This window comes from Streptomyces sp. NPDC052687, from assembly GCF_040678395.1.
Taxonomy (GTDB): domain Bacteria; phylum Actinomycetota; class Actinomycetes; order Streptomycetales; family Streptomycetaceae; genus Streptomyces.
This window is the reverse complement of sequence record NZ_JBFATR010000005.1, coordinates 26,801-47,851: the sequence shown is the minus strand read 5'-3', so window position 1 is coordinate 47,851 and position 21,051 is coordinate 26,801. Positions and strand designations below refer to the sequence as shown.

Annotated in this window: 22 protein-coding genes and 1 tRNA gene; 10 read left to right on the top strand and 13 right to left on the bottom strand. The window is 72.5% G+C overall.

Going from position 1 to position 21,051, the window contains the following annotated elements:
- Positions 1-2 precede the first annotated feature (2 nt).
- Positions 3-521, bottom strand: coding sequence for a MarR family transcriptional regulator (locus AB0K92_RS07795; RefSeq protein ID WP_365920429.1), 519 nt, complete (start codon positions 519-521; stop codon positions 3-5).
- A gap of 241 nt (positions 522-762) precedes the next feature.
- Between AB0K92_RS07795 and AB0K92_RS07790 the strand changes: the two genes are divergently transcribed.
- Entirely contained in the window at positions 763-957 is a 195-nt protein-coding gene (locus AB0K92_RS07790; protein WP_324938596.1) for a hypothetical protein, read from the top strand.
- A gap of 221 nt (positions 958-1,178) precedes the next feature.
- Here the strand turns inward: AB0K92_RS07790 and AB0K92_RS07785 are convergent, their stop codons facing one another.
- The 5 genes from AB0K92_RS07785 to AB0K92_RS07765 form a co-directional block, all read right to left on the bottom strand.
- Positions 1,179-2,120, bottom strand: a complete 942-nt coding sequence (locus AB0K92_RS07785; protein ID WP_166000269.1) for an RNA polymerase sigma factor SigF — start codon at positions 2,118-2,120, stop codon at positions 1,179-1,181.
- 350 nt (positions 2,121-2,470) lie between these two features.
- Positions 2,471-3,316, bottom strand: coding sequence for an RNA polymerase sigma factor SigF (locus tag AB0K92_RS07780; RefSeq protein WP_166000268.1), 846 nt, complete (start codon positions 3,314-3,316; stop codon positions 2,471-2,473).
- A gap of 152 nt (positions 3,317-3,468) precedes the next feature.
- The gene (locus tag AB0K92_RS07775; protein ID WP_365920426.1) at positions 3,469-3,762 is read right to left on the bottom strand and encodes a Dabb family protein; all 294 of its coding nucleotides are present in this window, start codon (positions 3,760-3,762) and stop codon (positions 3,469-3,471) included.
- Complete coding sequence (locus tag AB0K92_RS07770; RefSeq protein WP_166000266.1) at positions 3,759-3,938, bottom strand: hypothetical protein; 180 nt, start codon at positions 3,936-3,938, stop codon at positions 3,759-3,761. The genes AB0K92_RS07775 and AB0K92_RS07770 overlap by 4 nt, the downstream gene beginning before the upstream one ends.
- 188 nt (positions 3,939-4,126) lie before the next feature.
- The gene (locus tag AB0K92_RS07765; RefSeq protein WP_365920424.1) at positions 4,127-5,257 is read right to left on the bottom strand and encodes a LuxR C-terminal-related transcriptional regulator; all 1,131 of its coding nucleotides are present in this window, start codon (positions 5,255-5,257) and stop codon (positions 4,127-4,129) included.
- Between the two features lie 215 nt (positions 5,258-5,472).
- Between AB0K92_RS07765 and AB0K92_RS07760 the strand changes: the two genes are divergently transcribed.
- From AB0K92_RS07760 to AB0K92_RS07720, 9 genes are all read left to right on the top strand, one after another.
- On the top strand, positions 5,473-6,090 hold the full coding sequence (locus AB0K92_RS07760; RefSeq protein WP_365920422.1) for an NAD(P)-binding domain-containing protein: 618 nt from the start codon (positions 5,473-5,475) through the stop codon (positions 6,088-6,090).
- A complete protein-coding gene (locus AB0K92_RS07755) occupies positions 6,060-6,995 on the top strand; it encodes an AfsR/SARP family transcriptional regulator (RefSeq protein ID WP_365920420.1) in 936 nt (311 codons plus the stop codon). Before AB0K92_RS07760 ends, AB0K92_RS07755 begins: the two co-directional genes overlap by 31 nt.
- Before the next feature lie 128 nt (positions 6,996-7,123).
- The gene (locus AB0K92_RS07750) at positions 7,124-8,500 is read left to right on the top strand and encodes an FAD-binding oxidoreductase (RefSeq protein WP_365920418.1); all 1,377 of its coding nucleotides are present in this window, start codon (positions 7,124-7,126) and stop codon (positions 8,498-8,500) included.
- Between the two features lie 233 nt (positions 8,501-8,733).
- A complete protein-coding gene (locus tag AB0K92_RS07745; protein WP_365920416.1) occupies positions 8,734-10,083 on the top strand; it encodes an MFS transporter in 1,350 nt (449 codons plus the stop codon).
- A gap of 131 nt (positions 10,084-10,214) precedes the next feature.
- Positions 10,215-11,276: an AMP-binding protein gene (locus tag AB0K92_RS07740; protein ID WP_365920414.1), complete on the top strand. Its 1,062-nt coding sequence runs from the start codon at positions 10,215-10,217 to the stop codon at positions 11,274-11,276.
- Complete coding sequence (locus tag AB0K92_RS07735) at positions 11,276-12,658, top strand: aldehyde dehydrogenase family protein (protein ID WP_365920412.1); 1,383 nt, start codon at positions 11,276-11,278, stop codon at positions 12,656-12,658. The genes AB0K92_RS07740 and AB0K92_RS07735 overlap by 1 nt, the downstream gene beginning before the upstream one ends.
- A gap of 85 nt (positions 12,659-12,743) precedes the next feature.
- Positions 12,744-13,145 (top strand): tyrosinase family oxidase copper chaperone, encoded by a 402-nt coding sequence (locus AB0K92_RS07730; protein ID WP_365920410.1) that lies wholly within the window; start codon positions 12,744-12,746, stop codon positions 13,143-13,145.
- A gap of 51 nt (positions 13,146-13,196) precedes the next feature.
- Entirely contained in the window at positions 13,197-14,117 is a 921-nt protein-coding gene (griF, locus tag AB0K92_RS07725; RefSeq protein ID WP_365920408.1) for a grixazone synthase, read from the top strand.
- 226 nt (positions 14,118-14,343) lie between these two features.
- Positions 14,344-15,678 (top strand): MFS transporter, encoded by a 1,335-nt coding sequence (locus AB0K92_RS07720; RefSeq protein ID WP_365920406.1) that lies wholly within the window; start codon positions 14,344-14,346, stop codon positions 15,676-15,678.
- 88 nt (positions 15,679-15,766) lie between these two features.
- Here AB0K92_RS07720 and griH read toward each other — a convergent pair whose 3' ends face one another.
- From griH to AB0K92_RS07685, 7 genes are all read right to left on the bottom strand, one after another.
- Positions 15,767-16,873: a 3-amino-4-hydroxybenzoic acid synthase gene (griH, locus tag AB0K92_RS07715; RefSeq protein ID WP_365920404.1), complete on the bottom strand. Its 1,107-nt coding sequence runs from the start codon at positions 16,871-16,873 to the stop codon at positions 15,767-15,769.
- 64 nt (positions 16,874-16,937) lie between these two features.
- A complete protein-coding gene (gene griI / locus AB0K92_RS07710; protein ID WP_365920402.1) occupies positions 16,938-17,756 on the bottom strand; it encodes a 2-amino-4,5-dihydroxy-6-oxo-7-(phosphonooxy)heptanoate synthase in 819 nt (272 codons plus the stop codon).
- A 70-nt stretch (positions 17,757-17,826) separates the two neighbouring features.
- On the bottom strand, positions 17,827-19,101 hold the full coding sequence (locus AB0K92_RS07705; protein WP_365920400.1) for an aspartate kinase: 1,275 nt from the start codon (positions 19,099-19,101) through the stop codon (positions 17,827-17,829).
- A 178-nt stretch (positions 19,102-19,279) separates the two neighbouring features.
- Positions 19,280-19,367 (bottom strand) — tRNA-Ser (locus AB0K92_RS07700).
- A gap of 113 nt (positions 19,368-19,480) precedes the next feature.
- The gene (gene tadA / locus AB0K92_RS07695; RefSeq protein WP_365920744.1) at positions 19,481-19,912 is read right to left on the bottom strand and encodes a tRNA adenosine(34) deaminase TadA; all 432 of its coding nucleotides are present in this window, start codon (positions 19,910-19,912) and stop codon (positions 19,481-19,483) included.
- A 68-nt stretch (positions 19,913-19,980) separates the two neighbouring features.
- Positions 19,981-20,523, bottom strand: coding sequence for a hypothetical protein (locus tag AB0K92_RS07690; RefSeq protein WP_365920742.1), 543 nt, complete (start codon positions 20,521-20,523; stop codon positions 19,981-19,983).
- Positions 20,524-20,825: 302 nt separating this feature from the next.
- Positions 20,826-21,023, bottom strand: coding sequence for a DUF4461 domain-containing protein (locus AB0K92_RS07685; RefSeq protein ID WP_166005025.1), 198 nt, complete (start codon positions 21,021-21,023; stop codon positions 20,826-20,828).
- Positions 21,024-21,051: the final 28 nt, after the last annotated feature.

The window sequence follows — 21,051 nt, the reverse complement described above, 5'->3', positions numbered from 1 at the left end:
TCTTACGTCGTCGCTGCGGGTGTACGGGTGTCGGGAACCGGGCGCGCGCCCTGCGGCGGTGCGGGGGGCCGCGGCGGCCGGGACGGTGCGGCGCGGCAGTCGTCGAAGCTGGCCCGCAGCCGGGCCATCAGTCCGGTGAGCCGGACGACCTCCTCGTCGGTCCAGTCGCTCAGCCGCTCGGCGAGCAGCCGGGTGGTCCGTCGGGACAGCTCGTCCAGCTGGGCCTCGCCGGCCGCGGTCAGGTGGAGAAGCCGGGAGCGCTTGTCCGCCGGGTCGGGGGAGCGTTCGATCCAGCCGCGCTCGGCGAGGTGGGCGACATGGCGGCTGGTCACCGACATGTCGACGCTCAGCAGCTCGGCGAGCCTGCTCATCCGCATCTCGCCGTGCCGTCCGAGCAGGGTCAGCACGGCGGCGGAGCCGGCGGGGCAGTCGGACGGCAGGATCCGTCCCATCTCCCGCTTCACGGCACCGAAGGCACTGAACTGACGTACCAGCTCCTCGTACAGCGCCTGCTCGGCCATAGGACGTCTCCCGGTTCTTTGTTGCTTAGGGCAACCATAGGAATGGATGGTTGCCACAGGCAAACGAAAACGGGCATGCGGGACCAAAAACTTGGCAAAGGCAAGTATTGGAGACTGTAAAGACGCAGGTGGGGAGGGCTATCGGGGTGACCCGGCGCGCCCGCGCGCCCCTGCGGCCCCGCGCGGGCCTTCGCAACCCCGGCCTTGGGCCGTTGCCGTCTCTTCGCTAGGGTCTCGGGGCATGGCCAACACCCAGAACCCGCAGGGCAACTACGACCCCGCAGGCAGCACCCAGATGTTCCGCGCGTTCGTCGACGAGGCGCCCCAGGCCCAGCGGCAGGCGTCCGCCCCGGCGGGCCCCCGGATCGGTCTGATCGTCGGTGTCGTCGTCGCCGTCGCGATCGTCGCCGCCGTCGCCTGGCTCGCGCTGAAGTAACCGCCCGCTTTCCGGGCACACGACAGACACCGGACACACGGCAGACACCGGACACACGGCAGACACACGACGGCCGCCGACGCGCGTGTCACGGCGCCTCGGCGGCCACAAGTCCCGCAGGTCGTGTCCGGTGCTCTGCCAAGTCGTCGGCTGTGACGACCCGCTGACGTGCTGTCGGCCGGACCGCCGACGTGCTCTCAGCCGGACCCGCCGACGTGCCCTCAGTCGGAGATGAGCCCGTCCCGCAGCTGGGCCAGCGTGCGCGTCAGCAGCCGGGAGACGTGCATCTGGGAGATGCCGACCTCCTCGCCGATCTGCGACTGCGTCATGTTGGCGAAGAAGCGGAGCATGATGATCCGGCGCTCGCGGGGCGGCAGCTTGGCGAGCAGGGGCTTCAGGGACTCCCGGTACTCGACGCCTTCCAGGGCGCTGTCCTCGTACCCGAGCCGGTCGGCCAGGGAGCCCTCGCCGCCGTCGTCCTCGGGGGCCGGCGAGTCCAGCGAGGAGGCCGTGTACGCGTTGCCGACCGCCAAGCCGTCGACCACGTCGTCCTCGGACACGCCCAGCACGGAGGCGAGTTCGCCGACCGTGGGGGAGCGGTCCAGCTTCTGGGACAGCTCGTCGCTGGCCTTGGTCAGGGCCAGGCGCAGCTCCTGGAGCCGCCGCGGCACGCGGACCGACCACGAGGTGTCCCGGAAGAACCGCTTGATCTCGCCCACGACCGTCGGCATCGCGAAGGTCGGGAACTCCACGCCGCGTTCGCAGTCGAACCGGTCGATGGCCTTGATCAGGCCGATCGTGCCGACCTGGACGATGTCCTCCATCGGCTCGTTGCGGGAGCGGAAGCGGGCCGCCGCGTAGCGCACGAGGGGGAGGTTCAGCTCGATCAGGGTGTCCCGGACGTAGGCGCGCTCGGGGCTGTTCTCGTCGAGGGCGGCCAGCCGCAGGAACAGGGAGCGGGACAGGGTGCGGGTGTCGATGTCCCCCGAGGCCGGCAGCGCCGGGACTTCGGCCGGGAGATCCGCCGGGACATCAGCCGTCGGGAGGGCCGGGGCCGGCGCGGCCCCGAGGGCCGTAACGTCGTCGAGCACGTCGGGCTCGACGGTCGCTCCCTCGCTCTTCGTGAGCGTGAGCACCTTCGAGCTGCCCTGGTCTGCGGACATGCCACCCCCTTTGGGTCGCGGGACGGTCTGGCGGTCGCTCCCGTCGAGGAACGCAGCCTTCACCTGAATACCGGAGCCGAAGCTCCGGCAAACGCGCTTCCCGCAGAATGTCACATGTCGGCAACACGCTGTAGTGACATGTCGACATGCAAGACGCGAAAACGCCCTGGAAACAAAGGGTCTGACGGCTTTTCGGCACACGTCCGACCACAACCGCCCAGGTGAGCGATTCGCTCGCGAGGGTGGTCGATGGATCAGGCTTTCGGTTGTGCGCCGGTTCGATTCACCCGGTGCGCAAACGGCTCCATACGGGTGTCCGGCCCCGGGAGGCGCACGGCGCCGGCCGCGCCTCAGGCCTCGATGCGGTTCGCCGACCGCAGCCGCTGGAAGCTGCGCGCCAGCAGCCGGGAGACGTGCATCTGGGAGACGCCGAGTTCCGCGCTGATCTGTGACTGGGTCAGGTTGCTGTAGTAGCGCAGCAGCAGGATGCGCTGCTCGCGTTCCGGCAGTTGCACCAGCAAGTGCCGGACGAGGTCCCGGTGCTCCACGCCGTCCAGCGCGGGGTCCTCGTAGCCGAGCCGGTCGAGCAGCCCCGGCAGTCCGTCGCCCTCCTGCGCGGCCTCCAGCGAGGTGGCGTGGTACGACCGCCCGGCCTCGATGCAGGACAGCACCTCGTCCTCGGAGATCCGCAGCCGCTCGGCGATCTCGGCGGTCGTCGGGGAGCGTCCGAAGGCGGTGGTCAGGTCCTCGGTCGCGCTGTTGACCTGCACCCACAGCTCGTGCAGCCGGCGCGGTACGTGGACGGTGCGCACGTTGTCGCGGAAGTAGCGCTTGATCTCGCCGACCACGGTCGGCATCGCGAAGGTCGGGAACTGCACGCCCCGGTCGGGGTCGAAGCGGTCGATGGCGTTGATGAGCCCGATGGTGCCGACCTGGACGACGTCCTCCATGGGCTCGTTGCGGGAGCGGAAGCGGGCGGCGGCGTACCGCACGAGCGGAAGGTTGGCCTCGATCAGCGCCCCGCGCACCCGGTCGTGCTCCGGCGTGCCCGGCTCCAGCTCCTTGAGCTGGGCGAAGAGGACCTGGGTGAGGGCCCGGGTGTCGGCGCCGCGGCTGCGCGGTGCGGTCTCCTGGGGCGGCGCAGTACTGGCCGACACGGTCAACGCCACCTCTTCATCGGTCAACTCATCCGTCAAAAGCGGTCATAGCATCACAAGACATGTGCACTGTGTGCAAGCACCTCATAACGCCGTGTTGAGGGATGAGTTGGGGTAAAAGGCCCTATGTGCGGTGGGAAAAAGCCCCCCGCCGGGAGGGCGGAGGGCCGGAGTCGAGGGGTGCGCGCGGCTCAGTACTCGTAGTCCGCGATCACCCAGGTGGCGAACTCCTTCCAGAGCGCCACACCCGCCTGGTGATCCGGGTGCTCCACGTACCGGCGCAGCGCGTCGGCGTCGTCGAAGCCCGAGTTGATGGCGAAGTCGTAGGCGATGGGGCGGTCGCTGATGTTCCAGCCCAGCTCCCAGAAGCGGATCTCGGGGATCCGGCCCTCGAGCGCGCGGAACGCCTCGACCCCCTTGACCACACGGGGGTCGTCGCGGTCGACGCCCGCGTCGAGCTTGAACAGGACCAGGTGGCGGATCATGACTTTCCTCCGTTGGCGACCCACGTCGCGAAGTCGCCCAGTGCCCCCGCGGCGTCCGATATGCCCTCGAAGCCTATCTGGACGTAGTCGGCGGCCTTGGCCGGGTCCGTGATGATCACGTACAGCACGAAGACCACGATCAGATAGACGGCGATCTTCTTGGCGTTCACCGCCACCGCGGCCTCCCCTGTGACTGCCGTGCCCCGAGGGGCCCCTGTTGCCGGCGGTGAGTGTATCCGTCACCCTGTCATGCCGTCGTCAGGGGAGGCGCGGGGGCCAGGGAGGCGTCGGAGCCGGGGAGCGAGGGGAGCCGGGGGAGCGGGGTGAGCCGGGGGAGCCAGGGGAGCCGGAGGAGGCGCCGTCCTCAGCTGTCGTGGACGCGGACGATGCCCGGCTCGGCGCGGGGCGCGTAGTACTCGGTGAACAGCTTGCCGACCAGTTCGCCCCGGCTGGAGACGCCGACCTTCTCGAAGACGGCCTTCACGTAGTCGCGGACCGTGTGCGGCGACAGGTGGAGCTCCTGGGCGATCTGGCCGGTGGACAGCCCGCGCGCGATGCACTGGGTCACCTCCGTCTCGCGCTCGGTCAGCTCGTAGGCGTCCACGATGAGCGGCACGATCTCGGAGGTCTTCGCCGGTTCGATCACCACCGCGGAGGGGCCGAGCGAACCGTCCGCCTCCCGCAGGCACGAGGCGTGGCACACCAGCCAGCGGCCGCTGCGGGCGCGCACCCGCACCCGGGCGTGGCCCCGGTCCCGCTCCTGGGCGATCGCACGGGCCTTCAGCGCGGTGGACTGGATCCAGGCCGGCACCTCCAGTCCGGAGGCCGCCCGCACGGCGGGACCCTCGGGCAGGTCCTCGAGGTGGGCGAGCGCGTCGTCGTTCGCGGACAGCAGCGCGCCGGTCGCGTCGAACAGCAGCAGGCCGGGGCCGTGCACGGTGTCGGGCAGGGACTGCGGAACGGTTCCGGCGAACGAGCGCAACTTCCTGGCCAGGGGGGTGATCAGACTCTCGATGAGCTTGGTCTCGGCCGGTCCGAACGCCGGACGGCCCTTCGCGCGGAAGAGGCTGATGTGCCCGTGCGGGCGTCCGCCGACGCGGAGCACGGCCCGTAACTCGTCCTGCAGGCCGCGCGGCTTCATGAACGCCTGGAACAGGCTGCTGCGCGCGGGCAGGTCGCCGGTGGCCTCGCGCAGCCCCGCCACCGGCCGCTCGGCCTGGGCCAGATCGCGGTAGAGGTTGACGTTCTCCGTGAACAGTTCGCACTCCCAGTAGACCGCGCACCCCTTCTCGTCCAGGTTCTCGGCGCGGATGGGGGCGGCCATCATCCCGGTCTGCGGATCCGTGACCCGCCAGACCGCGGCGTCGTACGGCATGAGCCTGCGCAGATGGTGGGAGGTCTCCGCGAACATGGCCAGCGGATCGGTGCTCCGCGCGGCACGGCTGAGGAGTTCGGTGCGTCCGGTGTCGACTCGGGTCGGCTGGGCACTGGTCACCGTCCGATGGTCGCAGGCCGCCGGCTCGCGGCCAACCCCGCACTTGAGGGGTATGCGCCGGCGGGCGCGGGCGCGACTCCCCTCGAATGCGGGGATGAAAAGCCGCCCGGGTTGCGGAAGGGTGGCGGCCGGAACGAGGTGGTCCGCGGCGCGGGGCCGCCCGGGCCCACCGAAACGTTCCGTCCGTGCAGGCCAGGAGCGGGAGCCGACCAGCAATGAGAGTGGGAGTCATCGGGGCGGGCGACATGGGCAGGGCGATGGCGCGGCGGGCTGCCGTCGCGGGCGCGGTCGTCCTGCTGGCCGATCGCCGTATCGGACGAGCCCGCACAGTGGCCCGGGAAGCCGCGGCCGGAACTCCCGGACTCGTCGTCGCCTGCACCGCACATGTGTCCTTTCAGCCAGATTTGGTGATCCTCGCGGCGCCGCGGGACGAAAGCGCGCAGGCCCTGCGGACCAGGGCGGGAACGCTCGCCGGGAAGGTGCTCGTGGAGGTCACCGCGCCGCACGAGCGGACCGCCGGGCGACGCATGCGGGATCTGGTCGACATCGCGCCCGAGGCCCGCTGGGTCAGGGCGTGCCCCGCCGGGGACGCCGAATCCATCTACCGCGGCGAGCTGGACCAGCAGCCCGTCGACGTCTTCGTGGCATCGGACGACGAGACGGCGAAAGTCCTGATGGTCGAGCTGGTAAATCGTGCGAAGTTGAGAGCACTGGACGCGGGCGGCCTCGACCGGGCACGCCTGCTGGATGAAATGGCGCGGCTGGGTAGGGAAATAAGCCATCAGTTGGCTGCGCCGGAAGGATGGGGACTAAAGTTCCTGCCGAGCTGGTGAGCTACGGAGAGGCGGCGACTCCGTATCGCCGCCAAGACTTCGGGGGGATCATGACCGGGAACCCTGCATTTCTGGCGCTCGGGCCTCTTGTCGTGCACGGGGCCAAGGGAGAGGTGAAACTCAGTGGAGATCGGCAGCGCATTCTGCTGAACATGCTGCTGCTGGAAAGCAACCGGGTCATCGAGGTGGAGCGCCTGATAAGAGCCATATGGGACGACTCCCCGCCCGTCACGGACCGCAGTCAGATACGCATCTGTATTTCGTCATTACGTCGGCAATTCGCCGGCGGTGATGTTCCCGCCACCATCGAGACGCACAAGACCGGATACCAACTCCAGGTCCGCGACGACGACATCGACCTGCACCGGTTCGCCCGGCTGATCGGCCAGGCCCGGCTGGAGGCGCGCACGAGGGCGCCCGGCGAGGTGGTCGGGCTGTTCCGCGAGGCCCTCGCGCTGTGGCGCGGCCCGCTCGGCGCCGGTCTCGGCAGCCCGCTGCTGGACAGCGTCGCCCTCAAGTACCACGAGGACTACCACTCCGCCCTGGAGGACTGCTTCGAACTGGAGCTGCGCCTCGGCTACCACCGGCGGATCCTGGGTGAACTCACCCATCACGTGACCGAGCACCCCTTCCGCGAGACGCTGATCGCGCAGCTGATGATCGCCCTGTTCCAGTCCGGCCGCACGGCCGACGCCCTGGCGCTGTTCCGCACCACCCGGCGGCGGTTCAGCGAGGAACTGGGCATCGAGCCCGGCGAGCGGCTGCGGTCGCTGGAACGTCTCATCCTGGGCAGCTCCGAAGCCCGTACCCAGTCCGAGGAATGGCGGGACCTGCTGTTCGGTCCGACCAGTCTGACGGACTCTCCGACCACCCCCCGTCGCCTCCTGCCGTCCCCCTCGATTTAGGGAGGCGGCACCGGCGGACTCCCTCTCCGGCTGGGGATGGCCGGGCTCTGCGGCGACGGAAAGACTCGATCCCGTCGCCGGTCGCGGCCCGCGCACCAAGGGCCGCACGCACAGAGAGGGATCTGCCCGTGACCAGCTCAGCGCAGCAGTACGAAGTCGAGAACAGCGCGGTGGACCGCCTCGTCGGCCAGGTGAAGGGTGAGGTCCTCCTGCCCGGCGACCCCGGCTACGAGGCGGAGCTGGCGGGCTTCAACGAGATCACCCGGCACCGGCCCCGGCTGATCGTGGCGGCGGTGCACCCCGACGACGTGGTCGCCGCCGTCCGGTTCGCGGGCGAACGCGGACTCGCCGTCGGGGTCCAGGCCACCGGTCACGGCATCGCCGCCCCCGACGAGCACGCCCTGCTGATCAGCACCCGCCGGATGAACACCGTGGCCGTCGATCCGCTGACCCGGATCGCGCGCGTCGAGGCCGGCGCCCAGTGGCACCAGGTCATCGCGGCCGCCGCCTACCACCACCTCGCCCCGCTCAACGGCTCCTCCCCGCTGGTGGGCGTCGTGGGCTACACCCTGGGCGGCGGCCTCGGACCGCTCGGCCGGCAGTACGGCTACGCGGCGGACCACGTGACCCGGTTCCGGATCGTCACGGCCGACGGACGGCACCGCACCGTCACCCCGGAGGCGGACGCCGACCTGTTCTGGGCGGTGCGGGGCGGCAAGGGCAACTTCGGTGTCGTCACGGACCTGGAGTTCCGCCTCGTGCCGGTCCCCCGGCTGTACGGCGGGGGCCTGTACTTCCCGGGCGAACTCGCCGCACCGCTGCTGCGGACCTGGCGGGACTGGACCCGCCGGGTGCCCGAGTCCATGACCTCGTCGGTGGCCCTGCTGCGGCTGCCCGGCCTGCCCGGAGTCCCCGGCCACCCCGCCGGGCGGCTCGCCGTCCATGTCCGCATCGCCTTCACCGGGCCGGCGGAAGAGGGCGAGCGCCTGGTGCGCCCGCTGCGGGCCGTCGGCGCGGCGCTGGCCGACACCGTCGGCGAGATGCCGTACACCGACGTCGCCGACATCCACCAGGACCCCACCGAGCCGCTGCCCTACCACGAACGCAACATCGTGCTGCGCGACCTGGACGACGCGGCGCTGGAACGGCTGCTGGAGGTGGCCGGGCCGGACGCCGACTGCACCGACCCGATGGTCGAGGTACGGCAGCTCGGCGGGGCGCTGTCCCGGCCGCCGGCCGTGCCGAACGCCGTCGGCAACCGCGACGGGGCCTTCACCCTGTCGACCCTCTCGCTGCCCGGCTCCCCGGACCGGGTGCTCGCCCCCCTCTCCGGCTGGGGCACGGGCCGCCGGTACGTCAACTTCCTCGCCGGCCCCGACACGGCCGACGCCGCGGCGGACTGCTACGACGAGCGGACCCGCGCCCGCCTGACCCGGCTGAAGGACCACTACGACCCGGACAACCTGTTCCGCCGGGGCCACGCGCTGCGCCCCGCGCACGACTGACCGACCCCGGGCCGTCCTGCCCCCGGCCTCCGGCCTCCTGCCTCCTGCCTCCGGCCTGCTCCTTCCCGCCTCCGCCTCTCCCCCTCCAGCCCCCCTGCTCTCCCCTCTCCTCCCTTCCCCTCCCTTGCTCTGTCCTCCTCCCCTCCTCCCCTCCTCCCCTCCTCCCCTCCTCTCCTCCTCCCCGCCTCTCTCTCCTCCTCCTCTTCTCCTTCGTCTCCGCAGAGGGATCTCCCATGACCACAGAACAGGCCGTGTCCGTCACGGCCGACCACCCCGCCCCGCTCAGTGCCCGCTCCGCGGGGCTGCGCTACGGCGCGCTGTTCGGCCCCGCCGTCTTCGGTGTCACCGCGGCCGGTGTCGCCCTGCCGGACGTCGCCGCGTCGCTGGACGCCACTCCCTCGGCCGCCGCCTGGGTGCTGACCGCCCACGCCCTCGCGCTGGGTGTCGGCACGGCCCTGTTCGGCCGGCTGGCCGACTCGCGTGGAGTGCGCGCGTCCCTGCTGCTCGGCTCGCTGGTGCTCGCCCTCGGGACCGTGATCTGCCTGGTGGCGCCCGACATCGGCACCCTGGTGGCGGGCCGTTTCGTGCTGGCCGCCGGCTCCGGGGCCATGACCTCGGGCGCGCTGGCGCTGTCGGCCTCGGCCGCCCCGGCCGACCGGGCCGCGGTGCTGGGCGGTTTCGGCGCGACGATGGCGGTCTTCTCGGCCAGCGCGACCCTCGCGGGCGGTGTGTTCACCCAGTGGGTGACCTGGCGTATCACCCTGGTCCTGCCCGCGCTGTCGCTGCTCGCGGTGCCGCTGTGCCTGCGGGCCGCCGCCGCCCGGCGGGGCAGCGGACGGCCGCTGGACCTGCCCGGCGCCCTGCTGCTGACGGTCGCGGCGATGTCGTTCCTGCTGCTCATCCAGTCGTACGCGCTGGGGCTGTCCGCTCCGGTGGTGATCGCGCTGGCCGCGGCGCTGCTGGTGTCCGCCGTGGGGCTGCTGCTGCGGGTCCGCGCGGTGCAGGCGGCCTTCGTGCCGCGCCGGCTCGTCTCGGACGGCGTCTTCCTGCGGGCCGCGGTGACCGGCATCGGTGTCTACGCCGGTCTGTTCGCCGCGATGTACGCGGTGCCGCAGATCCTGGTCGGCGAGCACGGCTGGAGCGTGCTGGCGGTGGGCGCGTGGCTGCTGCCGGGCGCGGTCGTCGGCGCCGTGCTGTCCCGGACGGCGGGCAAGCTGACCGGCGGCCGGGGCGGCAGCCTGCTGCTGAGCGGCATCGCGGCGGCCATGGCGGTCGTGCTGGCGCTCTCCGTCGCGCTGTCCCACCCCGCGCCGGTGGTGATCGGTGCCTCCCTCGGCTTCGCCGCGTTCGCGGTCACCCAGGTCATCACCACCGCCCTGATGTCCGCGCGAGTCGAACCCGCCCTGCGTGGCGGTGCGATGGGCCTGCTCAACCTCACCTTCTTCGTCGGCGGCGGCGTGGGCAGCGCCACGGCGGGCGCCCTGGTGAAGTCGATGTCGCTGACCGACCTCCTCGTCGTGGTGGCGGTCTTCCCGCTCGTGGGCGCGCTGACCGCGCTGACGCTCGGCCGGCGCGACGCGTGACGGCCGGGGGTGCCGCGGCGAGGCCCGGCGCGGCACCCCCGGCGGAAAAACAACGGCGATACAGCAGCGATAGGCGTCGGCCGAAGGATGGACGGGTCGGCGCCTTTCCGCGTTGAGGAGCGCATCCAGCCATGACGACAACAGTCACGAACACCGCATTCGACCTGCATGTACGGAAGACGGTGGCCTGGCATTTCGGGGAGGACACCGGGTCGCCGTTCTGGCTCGCCAAGCGCCCGGCGCTCGGCTTCGACCCGCTCACCGAGGTGCACGGCCTGGCCGACCTCACCCGGTTCCCCGACGTGAGCGCCGAGCTGCGCCAGGTGCCCGTGCGGGACCTGATCCCGCGCGGCCTGGCGGACCGGCCGTTCCGGGTCTACGACTCCGGCGGGACGACCGGGTCGCCCAAGCGCATCGTGGACGGCGGCTACCGTGCGCGGATGCTGGTCTGGGCGCGGCAGCGCCTCATCGAGGCCGGGGTGCCCGCCGAGGGCGACTGGCTGCACCTGGGCCCGAGCGGCCCCCATGTGATCGGCTACGACGTCTCCCGTTACGCCGCGCTCGGCAACGGGCTCTTCCACACCGTCGACCTGGACCCGCGCTGGGTGAAGCGGCTGCTCGCGCAGGGCCGCGAGGCGGACGCCGACGAGTACGTCCAGCATCTGCTGGACCAGGCGGAGACCATCCTCGCCACCCAGGACGTGGCGGTGCTCAACACCACGCCCCCGCTGCTGGAGGCCATCTGCGCCCGCCCCGCGCTGTACGAGGCGGTCCGCGCCAAGGTCCGCGCCGTCCTCTGGGCCGGTACGTCCATCAGCGCCGAGAACCTCCGTCAGCTGGAGGAGGTGTTCTTCCCGGAGGCGACGGTCGTCGGCATCTACGGCAACAGCCTGATGGGCGTGGCTCCGCAGCGGCCGGCCGTCCCCGGTGACGAACACCGGTGCGTGTTCGAGCCGTTCCCCGAGACCACCCGTCTCGAACTGGTGGACGACGAGGGTCGGCCGGTCGCCGACGGGGAGCGCGGCCGGGTGCGGCTGCACCTGGTGAGCGAGGAGATGTTCCTGCCCAACGTGCTGGAACGCGACAGCGCCATCCGCGTTCCCGCCCGGCCCGGCTCCCCGGTGGAGGGACTCGCGGACGTGCAGACCTACCGCCGACTGGACGACGTACGCGTGATCGAGGGGGTCTACTGATGACCGGCGCGAGCCCTGTGACCGTCGACCCCTTCGTCTGCGGCCGGACGCTGACCAGCTCCGACCGCACCCGGGTGCCGGACGTGCGCGGCGGTGACCTCGCCGACGTGGGCACCGCGCCGCGGCTGATGGCGCTGGCGGCGCTGCGGGAGCTGCGGGAGCGCGCTGACGGCCGGCCCCCCGGCGAGGACGTGTTCGCCAAGGCCGCCGAGCTGTTCGCCACGGCCACGCTGGAGGGCGAGAGCCCGCAGGATTACGCCGCGCGCGTGGCGCACGCCACCGGGCTGACCGCGGCGGCGATCGAGCAGGCGGTCGCCGACCTGGTGGCCGAGTTGCGGGAGCTGCCCGAGACGACCGCCGCGGAGCTGCCGCGCACCGGTTTCGGGCAGGGTTTCGAGACCCGCTGGGTGCCGCGGGGCCGGGTCTTCGCGGCGGTGATGGCGAGCAACCACCCGGTGCCCAACGTCACCTGGGCGCAGGCGCTCTTCCACGGCTACAGCGTGGCCGTCAAGCCCGGCAGCCGCGACCCCTTCTCGGCCCGGCGGCTGATGCGGGCGCTGCTCGCGGCCGGTCTGCCCGCGCACAAGGTGGCCTATCTGCCCGCCTCGCACCAGACCGGGGAGTTCCTGCTGCGCGAGGCCGACCGCGGGATCGTCTACGGCGGCGACAGCGCGGTGCGGCGGTGGCAGGGGCAGGACTCGGTGGCGGTGCGCGGGCCGGGGAGGACCAAGGCGTTCGTGGACGTGGAGCCCGACGACGCGGTGATCGACCACCTGGCGGTGTCCGCCTCCTTCGACGGCGGCACCCGGTGCACCAACCTGTCCGCGGTGCTCACCACCCGCCCGGTCGGGGAGGTGGCCGAACGGCTGGCCCGGCGGCTGGCCGAGCTGCCCTCGGTGCCGGCGACGGAGCGGGGCGCCACGCTCCTGGTCGCGGACCGGGAGCGGGCGGAGCGGATCCGCCGGCAGCTCGACGCGGTGCGGGAGGGCCTGGTCGACCACTCGGCCCGGATCGACGGCTCGGGCCCGGTGGTCGAACTGGCCGACGGATCGTTCCTGCTGCGGCCGGTGGTGCTCGCGGCCGACCGGGCGGACCACCCGGCCGTCGGGGTGGAGCTGCCGTTCCCGTTCGTGGTCGTCGCCCCCTGGACGGAGGCCGACGGGGTGGCGCCGCTGCGGGACTCGCTCGTGCTGAACCTGCTGACCGCCCGTGCGGAGCTGGCGGAGGCGGTGATCCGGGAGCCGAGCGTGCGCAAGGTGACCCGCGGCGCCGTCCTGCCGTGGACCGCGGTCCCCGGCATCCCGCACGACGACAACTACACCCAGTTCCTGCTGGAACCGAAGGGCGTCGTGGTGTCCGGGGCGGGGGCGACCGCCGCCTGACCGCGGCACCGCCCGGTTTTCCCCTCGTCCCCCCTCGCCCTCCTCGCCTCCTCGTGTCCAGCCGATCCACAGAAAGGTCATGATCATGACAATCGAGCGCCGTGAGATGGTCAAGCTCACCGCGGGCGCGGCCCTGGCCGCCGCGGCCGCCGCCGTCCCCTTCGTCACCGGGGCCGCCGATCAGGAGCCGTCCGGCACCGCCGCCGACGCGCGCCCGGCCGGCACCGCCGACGACACCGAGTACACCGAGCGGTACCAGGGGCGCACCATACGCGTCGCGTCCGCCGCGGCCGGCGGCGGCGTCTTCATCGACGGCCGTCCGCTGCACCTGATGAAGTTCGCGGACGACGCCTACCTCAGCTCGATGTGCCACTACGAGATGGCGCCCACCCCGCTGCACGCCGCGCGCCGGGCCGTCGAGGAGCTGCGCGGAGCGGCCCTCCTGCCGGCCGGGCACGGCACCCACTCCCACGTCACCACGGTCTGAGCCGCCGCCCAGGTCAACGTCCGACCCCTCTCTTTCCGAACGGGACCCGTCATGGTGCACATCCGCAAGAACCACTTGGACATGACCGCCGAGGAGAAGCGCCGCTTCGTCAACGCGGTCCTGGAGATCAAGCGCAGAGGGATCTACGACAAGTTCGTGGACCTGCACATACGCATCAACTCCGTGGACTACCTGGACAAGGAGACCGGCAAGCGGCTCGGCCACATCAACCCCGGCTTCCTGCCCTGGCACCGGCAGTACCTGCTGCGCTTCGAGCGCGCCCTGCAGAAGGTCGACCCGCGCGTCACCCTGCCGTACTGGGACTGGACCATCGACCACGGTGAGGACTCCCCGCTGTGGGACGAGGAGTTCATGGGCGGCAACGGCCGGCCGGGCGACCGCCGGGTGATGACCGGCCCGTTCGCCCGGGACAACGGCTGGGTGCTCAACGTCAGCGTGGTGCCCGTCGGCGACGAGAACCCCGCCCTCAACGGCAACTACACCCACGACGAGCGCGACTACCTCGTCCGTGACATGGGCACCCTCACCGACAAGCTGCCCACGCCCAAGGAACTCGACGACACCCTCGCGCTGCCGGTCTACGACTGCCCGCCGTGGAACCACACCTCCGGCGGCGAGGCGCCGTACAACAGCTTCCGCAACCACCTGGAGGGCTACACCAAGTTCCCCTGGGAGGAGAAGGTCGGCAAGCTGCACGCGGCCGGGCACGTCTGGGTGGGCGGCCACATGATGTACATCGGCTCGCCCAACGACCCGGTCTTCTTCCTCAACCACTGCATGATCGACCGGTGCTGGGCCCTGTGGCAGGAGCGCAACCCCGACGTGCCGCACTACCTGCCGCTCGTGGACACCAAGGACGTCCCCGACATCGACACCCCGCTGGGCCCGTGGCACACCATGACGCCCCGCGACCTCATCGACCACACCAAGTGGTACCGGTACGACAAGTAGGCCATCCGGCGGCGCCGGACCCGGGCGGACACCCGCCGGGGTCCGGCGCCGCCGTGTCTGTGCCCGCCTCACATCGCCGCCCCGCGTCACCCGCTCCGCGTCACCCGTACGACGTCGCCTGACCCACTCGCCCGAACCGCCCCGTCCCCCCGACCCCCGTCATCCCCCCCGTCACCCCGTCACCCCGTCCCCCCGTCATCCCGTCATCCCGTCAGGACGGAGACCCATGACCTCCTCGACCTCGCCTCTCGCCCCGCACCGCGAACGCCCGGCCCGGCTGCTGCCCGCGACCGGCACCGCGGTGTCCGTGCTCGCCCTGTGCTGGACGGCCGTCTTCTTCGACGGCTTCGACGTCATGGTCTACGGCGCCGCGCTGCCGTACCTGCTCGACGACCCGGAGTTCGGCCTGGACGCGTCCGGCGCCGGGACCGTGGGCAGCTGGACCACTTTCGGCATGCTGCTCGGCGCCCTGGGCTGCGGCAGCCTCACCGACCGGCTCGGGCGCCGCCCGGTCCTGGTCGGCTGCGTCCTCGCCTTCTCCCTCGGCTCCGGCGTCTGCGCCCTCGCCCCCGGCGTTCCCGTCTTCGCCGCCGGCCGGCTGCTCACCGGCCTCGGGCTGGGCGGGCTCATCCCCGTCTGCCTCGCGGTGGTCGCCGAGTTCACCCCCGCCCGCCGGGTCGCGCTGGCCACCGGCATCCTGATGTCGGGCTACCACGCGGGCGGCATGGCCGCGACCGGGCTGGGGCTGGCCGTGGCCCCGGAGTACGGGTGGCGCTGGGCGTTCGCCGCCGGTGTGCTGCCCGCCGTCGTCGCCGTACCGCTGCTCCTGCGTCACCTGCCCGAGTCCCCGACCGCGCTGCGCGTCCGCGGCGAACACGCCCGCGCCGCCGCCACGGCCCGCCGCTACGGCGTCCCCGCCCCCACCGAGACCCCCGCCCGAACCGGCGCCCCGGCGGGCCGGGCGGCGGCGGTGCGGCGGCTGGTGGGCCCCGGCTGGCGGTGGCCGACGGTGCTGCTGTGGACCGCCTCCGCGTGCGGACTGATGCTCGTCTACGGCGTGAGCACCTGGCTGCCCCAGCTGATGCGGACCTCCGGCTACGGGGTCGGCTCCTCCGTGGGCCTGCTCATGGCGGTCAACGCGGGCGGCATCGTGGGCATGCTGATCGCCGGCACGGTGGCCGTGCGGTTCGGCCCCGTCGCGGTGTCCGGCACCTGGTTCCTGCTCACCGCCGCGGCCCTGCTGCTGCTCGCCGTGCGGCTGCCGGTACCCGTGACGTACGTCCTGATCACGGTCACCGGCGTCTGGCTCTACAGCGCCTCCACGATGGTCTACGCGGTGGCCGGCCGGCTCTACCCCGAGACGCTGCGGGCGCCCGGCCTCGGCTGGGTGAGCGGCGTCGGGCGGCTGGGCGCGGTGTTCAGCCCCTGGCTGGGCGGTGTCCTCATCGCGAGCGGGCGCGAGGAGTGGGGCTTCCCCGCCTTCGCGCTGGCCGGGGTGACGGGCGCCGTCACCGTGGTCCTCGCGGCCGCGGCGTTCCGCCGTACCGCCGCGCGGGCGTGAGAACGCCCCCGGCCACGCCGGCCCCGGTGGGGCGGCGCGGCCGGGGGCGGTGGCCGGGAGCGGGGGAGACTCCCGGCCCGCCTCGGTGCTACTTCTCCAGGCAGAACTCGTCGATCGGGTAGCCGACGTGCCGGTCCTCGCTCGGCAGGTAACCGAGCACGGTGTCACCCGGCTTCAGCTCGGTGCTGTTGAGCACCGCGCCGCCCGGGCCGAGCACCCGCACGTGCCAGTCGTCCTGGAGGATCAGGTTGACCCGCTGCCCGTTCGGCGCCTCGGCGTCGATGGAGATCAGCGGACGGGACTCGATCTTCACCCGGCCGACGGTGACGAGCCGGGTGTTGCCCTTGACGTCGACGGCGGTCACCTTGCTGCCCGCCTTCAGCTCGCTCAGGTAGTTGGTGCGCTCGTCCTTGCCCAGGGTGTACGAGTGGATGGCGCCGGCGTTGACCCGGAACGGACGCGTCGGCATGTACGGCAGCGGGTGGGTCTCGCTGACGCAGAGGATCATGCCCTTGGAGTGCGAGCCGACCAGGATGCCCTCGTCCTCCCGGAAGTGCGTGCAGGTGTCCACGCAGGCCCGCTCGCCCATCCCGATGTGGGTCGTCTCCACGATCCGCAGTTCGACCAGGTTGAGGTTGGGCACGTCGGCCTCCGCGGCCCGCTTGAGCGCGGCGGTGTCACCGACGCCCCTCGGGGCCATCATCACGCCGTCCGAGCCGTGCTCCAGCACGCCGAAGATGATCTCGGCCTCCTCGACGTCCTGGGCCACGGTGATCAGCGAGCCGGTGGACCGGGCCGCCGCGGCGATCACGATCTCCAGCGGGATCTTGGTCGGGTCGCGGAACAGCAGCACGCTCCACTTCTCGGTGCGCGCCGACTCGCAGGCGTCCTCCAGGGTCGGGGCGTCGATGATCTCCACGAACCGCCCGAACTCCACGTCGGGGTGGCGCAGCGCCAGCTCGGCGGGGGTGGCGCCGTGCCGGGCGGGGTCGACGATGACGACCGAGGCGTCGCCGAAGTCCTCCGGCAGCGGCTTGCCCTGCGGGAAGAGCACCTTGGTCACGGTGGGCGGCAGGTCCTTCAGGTCCGCGACGTCGTCGGCGACGATCGCCTCCACGCGGTGGTGGAGCGCTTCCTGGACGATGGCGTCGCGGGCCTCACCGAGCGAACGGATGTCGAGCCAGCTGATCTTCATGGACGTACCTTTCGGAGGGTGAGTAGGGCGGTACGGCGTGCGATGCGCGTTGTCCGCGCCGGGTTCAGGCGGCAACGGCTCCTTTGGCGGGGCCGTCCTGCCGGACCGCCCGCCCGCCGTGGATCAGGTCGGAGAGCTTGTCTGCCATGGCCCCTGGGTCGGGGGCCTGGAACACGTTGCGGCCCATGGCGACACCGGCCACGCCGGCGCTCAGGGCCTCCTCGACGTAGGCGAGGGTCGCCGCCTCGTCGTCGGTGCGGGGGCCGCCGACCACGACGACCGGGACCGGCGCGGTCCTGGTGATGTCCGCCATCTCGGCGACGGAGCCGACGTAGAGGGTCTTGACCAGGTCGGCGCCCAGGTCGGCGGCGAGCTGGACCGCGTGGGCCACGAGGGCCGGGTCGCGCGGGTCGCCGATCTTGGGCCCGCGCGGGTACATCATCGCCAGCAGCGGCACGTTCCAGCGGTCGCAGGCCTCGGCGACCGCCGCCATGTCCGCGATCTGCCGGGCCTCCGCGTCCGAGCCCAGGTTCACGTGCACGCTGACCGCGTCGGCGCCCAGCCGCAGGCTCTCCTCCACACTGGAGACCAGGTACTTGGCGTTCGGGTCGGGCGCGTGGATGGTGCTGGCGCTCAGGTGCACGATCAGCGAGGTGCGGGTGAACCACTCGGGATCGACCTGCCGCACCGATCCCTTGTGCAGCACCACGGCGTCCACGTGGTGCGATGCCAGCTCGCCCACCAGCGCGTTGAGCCGGTTCCCGCCGGTGACGGGGCCGTCGGTGACCGAGTGGTCGAGCGGCACGATCAGCAGCCGGTCCGGGGTGTGGCGGTGCAGCCGCTGGAGCCGCAGCCTGCGGGCGAAGGGCAGATAGGCGTTCATCGAATCTCCAGTGGTTTCGCGGAACGGTGGGCGGGGCCCGACCGCCGGGGGGCGGCCGCCGGCCTGCCGGTCACGGCCGGGCCGCCAGCGGAAGGGGACCGCTGCCCTGCGCGGCGTCGAGCCCGAACTCGGTGTGCAGCAGCCGTACGGCCCGCTCCACCTCGCCGCGGGGCACGGTGACCGACACCCGCGACTGGGAGGCGGACAGCGCACCGGCGTGGATGCCGCGGCCGGTGAGGACGGAGAGCATGCGCTCGGCGTACTGCGGGCGGCTGAGCAGTCCCGTGCCGACGATGGACACCTTGGCCACGGACGTGTCCACGGCCACCGCCTCCGCGCGGTCCGCGAGCGACCGGCGGACCGCCTCCACCCGGTTGTGCGGGACGGTCACGGCGACCGCGTGGCCGCCGTCGCTCTCCTTGAGGACCGTCGTCATGTCGGCCGGCACGGCCTGCCGGCCCAGGGCGCGGAAGACGCTGAGGGCCGCGTGCTCCCGGCCGTTCGTGGTGCGGACGGTGACCCGTGCGACATCCTGGTCGTGGACGACCGCCACGACGGCGGTCCGGGTCTCAAGCATGCTCTCTCCGTCTCGTGTGAGGATGCGGGTCCCGATGCCGGAGCCGGCCGCGTGCCCGACGTGGATGTCGACCCCGCACAGCGCGGCGAGTTCGACGGCGCGCGAGTGCATGACCTTGGCTCCCGCGAAGGCCATCTCCGCCATCACGTCCATGTCCAGCTCGGGCAGCAGCCGGGCGGTGGGCACCAGCCGCGGATCGGTGGTGAGCACGCCGGGCACGTCGGTGTAGATCTCGCAGTGGCGCGCGCCCAGTTCGGCGGCGACGGCCACCGCGGTGGTGTCCGAGCCGCCGCGGCCCAGCGTGATGATGTCCAGCTCGGCGCCGATCGCCTGGAACCCGGCGATCACCACCACCCGGCCCCGGTCGAGCAGCCGGTCGATGCGTTCGGTGTCGATGGCCGCGATGACGCCGGAGCCGTGCGGCCCGGAGCCGAGGATGCCGGTCTGCGCCCCGGAGAGGGCGGTCGCCGGGACCCCGGTGTGCTGGAGGGCCATGGCCATCAGCGCGGCGGAGGCGGCCTCGCCCGTGGCGAGCAGCTGGTCCAGCTCCCGCCCGTCGGGCCGCGGATTGATCTCGCTCGCCGCGCGGAGCAGCTCGTCGGTGGTCTTGCCCTGGGCCGACACCACCACGGCGACCCGCCGCCCGGTCGCGGCGACCGCCGCGATCCGCTGCGCCACCGCGCGCACCTGCCCGGCCGTGGCCAGCGAACTGCCGCCGTACTTCTGCACCACAGTGCCGTTCGTCCGCCCGTCGGCCGGCGTCGTCATCTCGCCCCCGCTCTCGAAGACCTCGTGCGCTGACTGGACGCGTCGAGCTTCCGCGAGGCGGGTATCGCCGCCGCTATCGGATCGCACCGTGCCCGCATCGGCCGCGTATCGCGGGGCGCCGGCCGGGCCGGGGAACGAGAAAACCCCCTGGGCACCGGGGGTGCTCAGGGGGTTTCGCTGGCGGTAGCGGAGGGATTTGAACCCTCGGTGACTTGCGCCACACTCGCTTTCGAGGCGAGCTCCTTCGGCCGCTCGGACACGCTACCGAGGGAGACCTTACAGCACGCCGGGCCGTGGTCCGAAATCCGTTTCCCGGGGGCCGCCCGGCACGCGCCCCGCACCTGCCCCGCGCACGGGAGTCACCGGGGGCTCACGGCGCTCAGCGGGCGCGGAAGAAGTCCGTGAGCAGGCGCGCGCACTCCTCGGCGAGCACGCCTTCGATCACCTCGGGGCGGTGGTTGAGCCGGCGGTCGCGGACGACGTCCCACAGGGAGCCGGCCGCGCCCGCCTTGTCGTCCCGGGCGCCGTAGACCACCCGGTCCACCCGGGACTGCACGAGGGCGCCCGCGCACATCGTGCAGGGCTCCAGCGTGACGACCAGGGTGCAGTCGGACAGCCGCCAGTCGCCGAGCCGCGCGGCGGCCCGGCGGATGGCCAGCACCTCCGCGTGCGCGGTCGGATCGCCGGTGGCCTCGCGCTCGTTGTGGCCGGTCGCGAGCACCGTCGTACCGTCCGGGCCGAGGACGACCGCGCCGACCGGGACGTCTCCGCCCCGGGCGGCCCGGTGCGCCTCGTCCAGGGCGAGGCGCATGGCGTGGTGCCAGCGGTCGCGCACCGGGTCCACGGGGTCCGGTGCGCCGCCGGTGTCGGGGGAGGCGGTCAGCGCACCGCCTCCAGGACGTCCGCGGCACCCAGGGCGTCGGCGATCGAGTTGAGCGCGTCTCCCTTCAGGGCCCGCAGTTCCTTCGCGTCGATGCCCAGGTCCTCCAGGAGGCCGGCGTCGCCGACCGGACCGTGCGGCACCGTCTCACCGGCGGTGCCGCCGGCCGTGTCGGCGGCCTCGGCGTCGAAGGTCTCCGGCTCGCCGTCCTCGGTGCCGTCGAGGTCGAGGGCGTCGAGGTCGGGGTCGTCGTCGCCGGGCTCCCGGCCGAGCAGTTCGTCGGTGAGCAGGATCTCGCCGTAGCTGCTGCGGGCGGCCGCAGCGGCTTCCGAGACGTAGATCCGGGGGTCGTCCTCGCCGTCGACCCGGACGACGCCGAACCAGGCGTCCTCCTGTTCGATCAGGACGAGCACCGTGTCCTCGTCGGGAGAGGCTTCCCGGGCCAGGTCGGCCAGATCCGACAGGGTCTCCACATCGTCGAGCTCTGTGTCGCTCGCTTCCCACCCGTCTTCGGTGCGCGCGAGCAGTGCGGCGAAGTACACCGTGACTCTCCCACTGGTCATAGGCGTGCCGGTTGGGGGTCCCCCCGGCGGAGGTTTCGGGCGGGGAGTTCAGGGCTCCGAGCCCCACCCACTCGGAATCGTGGCAGAAACTAAGCGTTCAGGGGACGTCTTCGGCTCCCTGTGTCCGGCTGTTTTGATCGCACGTCCGCGAACGACTCACCAGCAGACTCGTTGCCGCCACCTGCGGATCGTACGCGGCTTTCGGCACCGGTCACGCACGCCCACCCCCACAACGCCCGTTCGCGGCGCGGTTCTTCCCACGGGTGGGCGGAGGGGGACGGCTACCAGCGGAACGTGCGCATACGCATCGCGTGGCGCAGCCGGGCCACCTTCGCGCGGCGGGGCTGGACGCGGTCACGGAGTGCGCGCGCCTCGGCGAGTTCCCGCAGGAACTGCGCCCGCCGGCGGCGGCGCTCGGCGTCCGTCTCCGGTCGGGACCCCTCGTCCGGCCGATCACCCGACGGGTCGGGCGCGGGCAGGTCCGGCAGCTCGGGCACAGGCACACCT